Genomic DNA, 11,394 nt, shown 5'->3' on the forward strand with positions numbered 1-11,394 from the left:
ATTCAAGGTGATCCCATGTTCCTAATCGCTTTCCTGGGCGGCATATTGACCGTCCTCAGTCCTTGTATCCTGCCGGTCGTGCCGTTCCTGTTCGCCGGCGCCGACCGCAAGCGTTCGTCGATCCTGCTGACCCTCGGCGGCATGGCCTTGACCTTTGCCCTGGTCTCCAGCCTGGCCGTGGTCAGCAGCGAATGGGTGATACAGGCCAGCAACGCCGGCCGCCATGTGGCCCTGATCGTGATGGTGCTGTTTGCCCTGTCGCTGATCTCCGCCCGGGTCGGTGACTGGCTGGCACGTCCGTTCGTACTGCTGGGCAATCGCCTTGACCCGAACAGTCGCAAAGTCTCAGGTCCCTTGGGGTCGCTGATGATCGGCGTCGCCACCGGCCTGCTCTGGGCGCCATGTGCCGGACCGATCCTCGGGGTGATCCTCACCAGTGCCATGCTGCAAGGCGCCAATGCCAACACCAGCCTGTTGCTGGTGGCCTACGGTCTGGGCAGCGCTTTGTCCCTGGGCGTCCTGATCTTCGCCGGTCGCGGCCTGGTCAATCGCTTGAAACCGTCGATCCCGGTGACGGGCTGGCTGCGTCGTGGCGCCGGTGTCGCGGTGCTGGCCGGTGCAGCGGTGATCTCCACCGGTGCCGACAACGTGCTGCTGGCCAACACGTCCTCGGAAGGCATCGGCAAGGTCGAGAAAGGCGTGCTGGAAACCGTGCCGAAAGTCGTCGATTACTTCGTCAGCAAGGTCAAGGCCGATTCCATGGACAACGCCCAGGGCGCGATGCCGTCGCTGTCCGGCGCCGTGGAGTGGATCAACTCGCCGCCACTGACCAACGAATCGCTCAAGGGCAAAGTGGTGCTGGTGGACTTCTGGACCTTCGACTGCATCAACTGCAAACGCACTCTGCCTTACGTGAAGGACTGGGTGAAGAAATACGAGAAGGACGGCCTGGTGGTGGTTGGCGTACACACCCCTGAGTACGGGTTTGAACGCATCATCGACAACGTCAAGGACAAGGTGAAGGAGTACGGCATCACCTACCCGGTGGCGATCGATAACAACTACGCGATCTGGCGCAACTTCGACAACCAGTACTGGCCCGCGCACTACCTGATCGACGCCAAGGGGCAAGTGCGTTTCACCCACTTCGGTGAAGGTCGCTACGATGATCAGGAGAAGATGATCCAGCAGTTGCTGGAAGAGGCCAAGGCTGACGCCAAGACCCCCGTTCCAGCTGTGTAACCCCGCAACGATCAATGGCTCACAGGCACTGCACTGTGAGCCATTTTTTTATCCTGACTTCGCCGCCACGCCGCCGGCGGCGCGCCATACTCCCGTCGAAAGGCCCGACTGAACGCCGTGTCGGTCTGATAGCCCACTTCTTCGGCGATGCGGATCAAGGAACTGTTGCTGCTGCGTAACAGGTTGGCCGCCAACAACATGCGCCATTGCGTCAGGTACTGCATCGGCGAAACCCCGACCAATTGCTGAAAGCGTTCGGCCAATACCGACCTTGAGGTGCCGGCAGTGCGTGCCAGCTCATCCAGGGTCCAGGTCTGGCAGGGTTTTTTGTGCATGGCGTTGAGGGCGGCGCCGACGATCCGGTCGCTGACACCGGCCAGCCAACCGGTGCGGCCCTTGCCGTGTTCGTGCATGTACAGGCGCAGCACTTCGATGAACAACACCTCGGCCAGCTTCGCCAGCACGCCTTCGTCGCCAGGTCTTGGCGAGCGGGCTTCGGCCAGGGCGTAACGCACGGAAGATTCCAGCCAGATGCCGGCATTCGAGCCGCGCACATTGACTCGCACCACTGGCGGCAGTCCCGTCAGCAGCATCCCCGCCAGCCGCGTATCGCAGGCCAGATAACCGCACACCAGTCGCGTCACCGCGCCGCCACCGCCATAGCTCAGTTGCCGTGGTCGCCGCGCCAGGACTTTATCCAGACGCCCGCCACTGGCCGGCGTCAATCCGGGGCTGGAGCTCATGCGGTGGGCATCGCCCTGAGGGAAAACCACGACGTCGCCGGCGGTCAGCAGCAGGGGCGGATCGTCCCCCAGTTCGACGTAACACTCGCCCTCGGTGATCAGGTGAAAGATCACCACCCGTTCGGCATTCGGCTCCAGAAACGGTGCGGCGGTGTCGGCCGTCGGCGATTGGTAGCACCAGGGCGCTGTGAACCTGGCGTTGATGAAAATGGCGCCGACCAGGCGGACGACGCGCAGGGTCTGTGACAGGGCATCCATGGGGGTATTCCCGTGTGGGCAGACGGTTGTGAGTGATGAGCTTGATTGTGAGCCTGTCGTTGCCAGGCATGGAATCTCCGGACGATCGGACAAGGTTGGCCGACGATCGGGCAGGACGCCGGCGCGCGCCGGAGCGATAGTTCGCCTACAGGGTCACTGCCGACCCTGTCATCAATAACAAGAATGAGAGGTTGCCATGCCGAAGTTCGTCATAGAACGCGAGATACCAGGCGCTGGAACACTGTCAGAAAGGGATTTGAAGGCCGCTTCGCAAAAGTCCTGCAGGACCTTGCGCGATATGCCGCAGGTGCAGTGGCTGCAAAGTTATGTCACCGGTGACAAGCTGTACTGCGTGTACATCGCGCCGAGCGAAGAGCAGATCATGGAGCACGCCAGGCAGAGCGGTTTCCCGGCCAATCGCATTTCCCAAGTCACGTCCATCATCGATCCGACCACGGCAGAATAGGCCGGGCTGCGTGCCAACCCGCAACGGAGCGGAATTCATGAGTACACCCATTGATCTTACTGCCTTGAAGAACCGTCAAATGGCCGCCTGGGCCAGTGGCGACTATGCCGTGATCGGCACCACCCTGCAGATTGTCGGTGAGCAACTGGCCGAAGCCTGCGACCTGCTGTGCGATGAACAAGTGCTGGATGTCGCCGCCGGCAATGGCAACGCCACGTTGGCCGCTGCGCGCCGGGGTTGCCTTGTGACCTCGACCGACTACGTGGCCGCGCTGCTCGAACGCGGCGAGGACCGGGCGAGGGCTGAACGCCTCAATGTCACCTTTCAAGTGGCCGATGCCGAAGCGCTGCCTTTTGAAGACGCCAGTTTCGATGCCGTGCTTTCCACCTTCGGCGTGATGTTTACGCCGGACCAGCCCAAGGCGGCTGCGGAACTGGCGCGGGTCTGTCGGCCCGGAGGGCGGATCGGCCTGGCCAACTGGACGCCGGAAGGTTTCGTCGGCCAGATGTTCAAGACCCTGGGCAAGCACATGCCGCCACCACCGGGCGCGCAACCGCCCTCGCAGTGGGGCACCGAAGCCTGGTTGCACACGCACTTCGACGAGCGCAACTTCCTGGTCCAGGTGACGCGCAAGACTTTCAACTTCCGCTATCGCAACGCCGGGCATTTCATCGACACCTTCCGCAGCTGGTACGGCCCGGTGCACAAGGCGTTCGCGGCGCTGCCCCCGGACGGCGCCAAGGCCCTGGAAAACGACATGACCGAACTGCTGAACCGCCTGAACCGGGCGGGGGAGAAGTCGCTGGTGGTGCCGAGTGAGTACCTGGAGGTGGTGATCACAAGGCGTTAAGCCGACGGAAATCCCTGTGGGAGCGGGCAAGCCCGCTCCCACAGGGTTTGTGTCTAACCCAGATTAATCACTCATCCAGCCGCTCGGTGTACACCACCCACACACTGCACGGCATTTTGTACAGCAGGTGTTCCACCGTGCTGCCGATCAATCGCCCCATGCCGCGATGGCCGAGGCGGCCCATGACGATCACGTCGACGTCATAGGCATCGGCGTAACGAGTCAGGACCTTGGCCGGGCTGCCCATGATCATGTGTCGCTGGGGGCCTGCGATGCCGTTGCGTTCGGCCAGTTCGTTGAAGGCTTCCAGCTGGGCGTCATACAGGGTCTTGTTCTTGGTCGAGGAGAAGAACGCCGAGCCGTTGTCGAAGCCGAATTCGTCGGAGCTGATGGACGAAAGATCGTAGGCGTAGACCACGTCAAGCTCGGCATTGCAGGCACTGGCCAGTTTCGAGGCTTCGTGCAGGATCCGGTCGTTGAAACTTTTGTAGTGGTCATCGCGGTGGAAGGGGTCGACCGCGGCCACCACCTTGCGGGGCAGGGCATTAACCGCGTGGCTGACGAAGTGTAAAGGCACCGGACACTCGCGCAACAGGTGAATATCCAGCGGGGTGAAGATCAGCCGCGACAGCAGCGACTGGTGCTCCAGTGCCTTGATCAGCACGTCCATCGGCTGTTCCTTGAGGTGGATCAGAATCTCTTCCAGCGGTTTTTCTACCCACGCCACTTCGGTGGTGACGTGCACGCCGATTTTGCGCAAGGGCCGGGCCTGGTCTTCGAGCCACTGGCGGTGGCGATCGACATAGCCCAAACGCATCTGTTCCAGCGCCTTTTCATTGACCAGACTGGCCGTGGCCAGGCCTTCCAGATAATCGAACGCCACGATGTGCAGCGCCGCGTCTTCAGCCTTGGCCAGCGCCGCCGCCCGATCGAAGGCGGGGCTGTGTTCCATCAGTGGCGAAGTCACCAGCATGAAACGTGATTGCTCGGACATGACAAACCTCCCGGGGGGCGTTCGGCTTGTTAAGTATTGACCATGATTGGCGGCTATAGAGGCCGGTCATCGGTAGTCCCAGGTAATTACACAAGACCCTGTGGGAGCGGGCTTGCCCGCGATAGCGGAGTGTCAGTCGATATTAATATTGGCTGATACGCCATCATCGCGGGCAAGCCCGCTCCCACAGGGTGTGTGTAATTACTAGAGCGCTATAACAACCTTTGCCCCTCTGGCTTCCAGCAGCTCACGCAACACCGAGCGATGACAGTGCGCCTCATCCTCGCAGTAACAACCCACGGCCAGGGAGGTGTGATGGGACAGGGCGGCCAGCAGATCCAGCATCTGGCTGGCGGCCGGCTGCTTCATTTCTGCCTTGAACTTGCGCACGAACGCCGCCCAGGCCTTGGCATCTCGTGCCGCCAATGCTTCGGCAACCAGTTCCGCGCTGGGCGACAGCAACGGCTGCCACACATCATAGAAATCCCGCGTGGCGAACTCGGCCTTCGGTACGCCACGGGGAGGGCGGCGCACGGTGCCCAGGCGCAGACCTTCGTCGGGTTTTCGCGGCGAACCGAGTCGCACGATATGGATAGGCATGGCGTTACTTGAGCCGCGATCCGTCGAACCACTCCAGCGCGGTGCGCCAGAAGCAGATCCCCAGAAAATAGGCCGACATCAATAGCCAGAGCCCCATCACCAGCGGGTTGATCACCGGATGGTTGATCACCAGCGACAGGCTGCACAACAGCCAGATCGCCGTCACGGCAATGTTGATCGGCATGAAGCGGCGCACACGGAACGGGTGCAGGAATTTCATGCGGGTCAGGGTCAGCAAGGCCAGGCCGATTACCGTCAGGAAGGTGATCCACGGCGACGGCGCGATGATGTACAGGCACAGGGCGACCACGTTCCACGCGGCGGGGAAGCCCTGGAAGTAGTTGTCCTTGCTTTTCATATTGACGTTGCAGAAACAGAACAGCGACGACACCAGAATCAGCGACACGGTCAGCAGCAGCGTGTAGTCCGGCAGCGGGATGTAGCGATAGATGAACAGCGCCGGGATGAACACATACGTCAGGTAATCGATGACCAGATCGAGGATCGAGCCGTCGAAACTCGGCAGCACCGACTGCACATTGACCTTGCGCGCCAGTGCGCCGTCCAGGCCATCGACGATCAGCGCCACGCCCAGCCACAGCAGGCAATTGGTCGGCTGGTTATCGAGCAGGGCAAGGGTCGCGAGGAAGGCGGTGACCACGCCGGTGGCGGTAAAACCATGGGCTCCCCACGCTTTGAGCCTGGCGATGTGTAGAGTCGATATCACGGGGGCGTTCTCCAGAAAGTGAAGCAAGCCAGTCATCGCCTTCAGTATCGAGGGCGGCGGCAAACCGGGTCGGGTTGCAGGTATCGACCGGGTATCCGGGAATAAGGTTCACCACCTATGAATCTTAGCTGCGCCGCAAAAAAAGACCCCGGATAAATCCGGGGTCAAGGTGGGTTATCTGAATCGATCCGTCTGACGATTCACAGCGCCGCCTCCGGATTGCGACCAAATACCCGGTTATATTCAGCCTTCGCGGTCTGCTCGGTAAATTCGCCCGACCACTTGGATACCACCACTGTCGCCACGCTGTTACCGATGGTGTTGCAGGTGGCGATGGCCATCGACATGAAGCGGTACACCCCGAACAGCAAGGCCAAGCCTTCGACCGGCAGCACGCCGATCGCGGTCACCGTCGCGGCAAACACTACAAAGCTGCCGCCCGACACCGCTGCCGCGCCTTTGGATGTCACCAGCATGATGGCAATGGTGCCCAGTTGCTGTTCCCAACTCATCGGTACGCCATAGGCGTTGGCGATGAACAGCACGCACAGCGACATGTAGATGGAGGTGCCATCGAGGTTGAAGGCATAACCGGTAGGCAAGACCAGGCCGACGCTCTGCTTGGAACAACCGAATTTCTCGAGTTTTTGCAGCAGGCGCGGCAGGGCGCTTTCCGACGATGCCGTACCCAGCACGATGAAAATCTCATCCTTGATGTACTTCAGGAAGCGCCACAGGCTGAACCCGGAAATCCGGCAGACGACCCCCAGCACCACGAAGATGAAGAACGCGACACAGACGTAGAACATCAGCACCAGGTTGGCCAGCGACATCAGCACGGCGGTGCCATTGGCACCCACGGCGTAGGCCACGGAACCGAAGGCGCCGAGCGGGGCGAACTTCATGATCAGGTTGATGAACTCGAAGAAGCATTCCGATACCCGGTTCAAGCCATCCTCGATGACACTGCGCCGCTCGGGCTTGAGGGCCAGCAGGGCAAAGCCGAACAACACCGAGATCACCAGCACTTGCAACAGTTGGCCACCGGCGAACGCACCGACGAAGTTGTCCGGGAAGATCCCGTAGATGAAGTCCATGGTCGACGCCGGCGCGTGACCCTTGGCGACCGCCGCACTGGCGGCTGCGGCGGTGGCGCTGCTCGGATGAGCGTCGTGCATGCCGGAGCCGATGTTCAACAGGTTGCCCCACAGCAGACCGATAGCCAGGGCCAGGGTGGAGACGATTTCGAAGTAGATCAGCGCGCGCAGGCCGACCTTGCCGACCCGCTTGATATCACCTGCCGAGGCGATGCCATGGACCACGGTGAAAAACACCAGCGGCGCGACGGCAGTCTTGATCAGTTTGAGAAAAATATCGCCCAGAATCTTGAATTTGGCGGCGAGTTCCGGCGCGAGAAAACCGAAGGCAATGCCCAGAATCATGGCGGCGATGACCTGGAAGGTCAGGTCCTTGTAGAACGGTTTTTTGTTGAGGGTGGTCATGTCTGCGATCTCGTTGTTGTTATTGGCGAGCGGTAGGCAGAAGGGCTCGCTCATGGCGAGCCCCGCAACGATCAGCGCTTGACGCGACCCTCGCGAGCCAGGGCGATATCGACCATCTGCGGCGCAAGACCCAGATAATTGGACGGGTCGGTGAGGCGCTTGAGTTCCTCGATATCCAGTTGCGCGGTGGCTTCACCCTGAGCGAGCAGGGCGTCGAGCAGGCTGGTGCCTTCGTCGTTGGCCAAGCGGCACGCGGCATACACCACATCGTGGGCGACCTGACGGCCCAGCGCCGGAGCCAGTCCCATCATCACCGCTTCGGCGACGATCAGGCCCTGGGTCATGTCGAGGTTCTTGCGCATGCGCTCGGTGCGCACTTCCAGCCCGGCCAGCATGAATTTCGCCTGACCCAGGGACGCCGCGCTCAAGGCGAAGGCTTCAGGAATGGCGATCCATTCGGCCTGCCATGGGCCGGTGGAGCGTTCGAAATCCTGGATCATCGCGTCGAGCATCAGGCCGGCTTGCTGGCGCACACCTTTGGCGGCGGCGTACATCAATTCGCAGGAAATCGGATTGCGTTTCTGCGGCATGGTGCTGCTGGCGCCACGGCCCTTGACGAACGGTTCGTACACTTCGCCCAACTCGCTGGTCATCATCATCATGACGTCCAGGGCAATCTTGCCCAGCGAACCGGTGACCAGTCCGAGGAAATTCAAGGTTTCGGCCAGACCGTCGCGGGCCACGTGCCAGGTGGCTTGCGGCACGCCCAGGCCGAGTTCGGCCATCAGTGCTTCCTGCACTTCCAGGCCTTTGTCGCCCAGGGACGCCAAGGTGCCCGCCGCACCGGCGAACTGGCCGATTTCCACCCGTGGACGCAGCTCCACAAGGCGTTCGGCATGGCGGTCGAACATGCTCAACCACACCGCACATTTGTAGCCGAAGGTGATCGGCAGCGCGTGTTGCAGGTGGGTACGCCCGGCCATCGGGGTATCGCGGTAACGCTTGGCCAACCCGGCAAGCAGGCCGCGCACGGCCTGGATGTCGCGTTCGACAATCGCCAGCGCCGCACGGACTTGCAGGACCACGGCGGTGTCCATGATGTCCTGGGTAGTGGCGCCCCAGTGCACGTAGCGTCCAGCCTCGCCACAGGTTTTCGACAGCTGTTCCACCAGCGGCAGGATCGGGTAGCCGACGATTTCGGTTTCGTGCTGCATCAATGCCAGGTCGAGGGACGCGTAGGTGGCCCGTTCGGCGATCTGCTCGGCAGCCTCATGCGGAATCACGCCGCAGCGGGCTTCGGCGCGCGCCAGCGCCACTTCCACTTCGATATAGCGTTCGATCAAGGCTTTGTCGGAAAACACGCCGCGCATCTCGGCGGTGCCGAACATGTCGCGAAAGAGGGCGGAGTCGAAGACGGTGCTGGACATGAGTTAATCCTGATATGTTTGTTATTGATCGGACATATCTAATATGTCCGTACATAATTCTTACGTGCTCACTGATACACTGTCAACTCGGTGAACGTTCGGGACTGATGAAAGGTATGAGCCAGACGCGCTATGCGGTCGTTGCAAAAGACTTGATGGAGGGCATTTCCAGCGGGCGCTACCCGGTCGGGACGCTGCTGCCGACGGAATTCGAGCTGTGCGAGCTGTATGACGTGAGCCGACATACGGTGCGGGCGGCCATCACGCAATTACAAAACCAGGGGCTGGTGTCCCGGCGCAAAAGAGTCGGTACGCGGGTCGAAGCGTCGTCACCTCAAGGGGGATACTCGCAATCGCTGGCCTCGGTGTCGGACCTGGTTCACCTGGCCGAAACCCAGATTCGCAGCATTCAGCATGTGCACCACTTTGTCGCCGACATCGCCCAGGCCCGGCGTCTGGGGCTGGAGCCCGGCGAGCATTATTTTTGCGTCTCGAGCATCCGGGTCGATCAGCAAAACGCCCGGGCACCGCTGTGCTGGACCGACGTCTACGCTCAGGACATTTACGCTGAGGTGATCGAGTTGGCCGAGCAACACCCGGACGAACTGATTGCCGCGCTGATTGAGCAGCATTTCGCCCGAACCATCGATGTGGTGGATCAACAAGTGCGAGCGGTCCTGCTGACGCCCGAAATCGCCAAGAGCCTGAATGCAGAGCCGGGCTCCCCCGGTTTGAACATCATTCGCCAATATCGCGACGAGGACGGCGGGTTGATGGTGGTGTCCGAAACCACCCATCCCGAGGACCGTTTTACCCTGGTCACTCAGATGAGGCGCGAGCGCACATCGGCCTAGCGCGAACGCTAGCCGGCATGATGTTGGGGGTCGGCTGAACGGTGCTGGCACAATTGCCGGCGAGGACTATTGTTGCCTGACGGATCACTCCCTTCGATGAGGATGTCGTCATGAACACCAGCGATCTGCTCGAACAATTACTGCGCGGCGGCCAGGGCGCGATGCCGCGACAGGGTGGTGGGGCATCTGCTCAAGGCGGTTTGGGTGACCTGGGCGGATTGCTCGGCGGCCTGCTGGGTGGCGGCGGTGGCGGTGGTGCCGGCGCCGGCGCGGGTGGAATGGGCGGGCTGGGCGGACTGCTCGGTGGCCTGCTGGGCGGTGGCTCGCCGATGGGCGGTTCCCCTCAGGGCCGTTCCGGCGGTGGCACCAACTATGCCGCGCTGGCTTCGCTGGGGATGATGGCGTTCCAGGCGTATCAGGCCTGGCAGCGCAGCCAGGCCGCACAGCAGCAACAGGCACCGCAACAGGCGCTGCGCACGGTGGATCTGTTGGCCGGCCCGGAAGTCGAGGAGCATAGCCATGCGATCCTGCGGGCACTGATCGCGGCAGCCAAGGCCGACGGCCGGATCGACCCGGCCGAGAAGCAGATGATCAGCACCGAAATCGGCCGTCATACCGATGATCCGCAATTGCAGCAGTGGCTCGACGATGAAGTCGCCAAGCCGCTGGACCCTGCCGAGGTGGCACAATCGGCCACCGACCCCGGCATGGCCGCCGAGATGTACCTGGCCAGCGTGATGCTGGTGGACGATCAGCAGGATGCCGAGCGCAATTATCTGGATGAGCTGGCGGCGGCGTTGCAGATTGATCCGGATTTGCAAGTGCATCTGGAGCAGCAGGCGAGGGGTGGGGCTGTCTGATGGTGTGAAACCGCCGGATTCAGGTCGGCTGACAGGACGCCTTCGCGAGCAGGCTCGCTCCCACAATGGGGCTGTGGTGTGAGCAAAACCCTGTGGGAGCGAGCCTGCTCGCGAAGAGGCCGGCACATCCGGTATCAATGCCGACGGTCAGTCCGCTATCGCGGGAAGCCCGCTCCCACAATGGGGCTGTGGTGTGAGCAAAACCCTGTGGGAGCGAGCCTGCTCGCGAAGAGGCCGGCACATCCGGTATCAATGCCGACGGTCAGTCCGCTATCGCGGGCAAGCCCGCTCCCACAACGCGGTCAACCTGCTGGTTTCGGTACCAGGAAGGTAACGCCATAGCGCTCGGCGACCTCGAATATCCTCGGCAGATCCTCAGGCACCTTGAACCGGTCCATCGCCGCAAAAAACTGCCCGCCACGCGGATCGGAGACCACGCCGATCATCTTCGCGGTGGTGCTGATGTTCTTGTAGGCATGGATCGCCCCGGCAGGGATATGCACATAACCCCCGGCCGAGACGGTGGTGGATTTGCCCTCGACCGTTACTTGAACCTGGCCGTCCACCACGTAAAACGCTTCATCCCACGGATGAAAGTGCGGTGGCGGGCCGCCCCCTTGCACGCCTTCCTGAATATGCATTTCAAAGGGTTTGCTCAGATCCCCGCCGGCCAGGACCGTAATTGCCTCGCCGACGACGCTATAGGGTTCCGGGGGGACTTCGATGACGTGAGTCGTGCGCATGATTGCTCTCCGGGGATGAAGCGGCACCCGCTGATTGTATGCCCTTGAAGGTCCGCCGGAAGCCGCACGCCGGGGCCGTCTGTCCGGGCGGTTTCACCGTCAATGGAATTTTTACGCACACGGCTCGC

General features: G+C 61.8%; 12 protein-coding genes. 5 read left to right on the forward strand and 7 right to left on the reverse strand.

What is annotated here, in order from left to right; translation table 11 throughout:
* Positions 1-15: 15 nt before the first annotated feature.
* Positions 16-1,242, forward strand: a complete 1,227-nt coding sequence (locus tag CKW21_RS08385; protein WP_095193509.1) for a cytochrome c biogenesis protein DipZ — start codon at positions 16-18, stop codon at positions 1,240-1,242.
* 11 nt (positions 1,243-1,253) lie between these two features.
* Here CKW21_RS08385 and CKW21_RS08390 read toward each other — a convergent pair whose 3' ends face one another.
* Complete coding sequence (locus tag CKW21_RS08390) at positions 1,254-2,243, reverse strand: AraC family transcriptional regulator (RefSeq protein ID WP_095193510.1); 990 nt, start codon at positions 2,241-2,243, stop codon at positions 1,254-1,256.
* A 196-nt stretch (positions 2,244-2,439) separates the two neighbouring features.
* Between CKW21_RS08390 and CKW21_RS08395 the strand changes: the two genes are divergently transcribed.
* Together CKW21_RS08395 and CKW21_RS08400 are read left to right on the forward strand one after the other, a co-directional pair.
* Positions 2,440-2,709 (forward strand): DUF4242 domain-containing protein, encoded by a 270-nt coding sequence (locus CKW21_RS08395; protein WP_095193511.1) that lies wholly within the window; start codon positions 2,440-2,442, stop codon positions 2,707-2,709.
* Positions 2,710-2,746: 37 nt separating this feature from the next.
* A complete protein-coding gene (locus tag CKW21_RS08400) occupies positions 2,747-3,559 on the forward strand; it encodes a class I SAM-dependent methyltransferase (RefSeq protein WP_095193512.1) in 813 nt (270 codons plus the stop codon).
* Between the two features lie 67 nt (positions 3,560-3,626).
* Here the strand turns inward: CKW21_RS08400 and CKW21_RS08405 are convergent, their stop codons facing one another.
* The 5 genes from CKW21_RS08405 to CKW21_RS08425 all read right to left on the reverse strand — a co-directional run bounded on the left by CKW21_RS08405 (position 3,627) and on the right by CKW21_RS08425 (position 8,809).
* Positions 3,627-4,553 carry a universal stress protein gene (locus tag CKW21_RS08405; RefSeq protein WP_095193513.1) on the reverse strand — a complete coding sequence of 309 codons (927 nt, stop codon included), beginning with the start codon at positions 4,551-4,553 and terminating at the stop codon, positions 3,627-3,629.
* Positions 4,554-4,757: 204 nt separating this feature from the next.
* Entirely contained in the window at positions 4,758-5,153 is a 396-nt protein-coding gene (locus tag CKW21_RS08410; protein ID WP_095193514.1) for a DUF488 domain-containing protein, read from the reverse strand.
* Between the two features lie 4 nt (positions 5,154-5,157).
* Positions 5,158-5,880 (reverse strand): phosphatidylcholine synthase, encoded by a 723-nt coding sequence (pcsA, locus tag CKW21_RS08415; RefSeq protein ID WP_095193515.1) that lies wholly within the window; start codon positions 5,878-5,880, stop codon positions 5,158-5,160.
* Positions 5,881-6,080: 200 nt separating this feature from the next.
* Complete coding sequence (gene dctA / locus CKW21_RS08420; protein ID WP_095193516.1) at positions 6,081-7,382, reverse strand: C4-dicarboxylate transporter DctA; 1,302 nt, start codon at positions 7,380-7,382, stop codon at positions 6,081-6,083.
* A 71-nt stretch (positions 7,383-7,453) separates the two neighbouring features.
* Positions 7,454-8,809: an adenylosuccinate lyase family protein gene (locus CKW21_RS08425; RefSeq protein ID WP_095193517.1), complete on the reverse strand. Its 1,356-nt coding sequence runs from the start codon at positions 8,807-8,809 to the stop codon at positions 7,454-7,456.
* Positions 8,810-8,925: 116 nt separating this feature from the next.
* On the opposite strand from CKW21_RS08425, the gene CKW21_RS08430 reads away from it, so the two are divergent.
* A complete protein-coding gene (locus CKW21_RS08430; RefSeq protein WP_095193518.1) occupies positions 8,926-9,663 on the forward strand; it encodes a GntR family transcriptional regulator in 738 nt (245 codons plus the stop codon).
* Positions 9,664-9,773: 110 nt separating this feature from the next.
* Entirely contained in the window at positions 9,774-10,523 is a 750-nt protein-coding gene (locus CKW21_RS08435) for a tellurite resistance TerB family protein (RefSeq protein ID WP_095193519.1), read from the forward strand.
* 302 nt (positions 10,524-10,825) lie between these two features.
* On the opposite strand, the gene CKW21_RS08440 is transcribed toward CKW21_RS08435, so the two are convergent.
* Entirely contained in the window at positions 10,826-11,266 is a 441-nt protein-coding gene (locus tag CKW21_RS08440; RefSeq protein ID WP_095193520.1) for a cupin domain-containing protein, read from the reverse strand.
* Between the last annotated feature and the right edge of the window lie 128 nt (positions 11,267-11,394).

This window comes from Pseudomonas sp. Irchel 3A7 (assembly GCF_900187565.1).
Lineage (GTDB): Bacteria > Pseudomonadota > Gammaproteobacteria > Pseudomonadales > Pseudomonadaceae > Aquipseudomonas.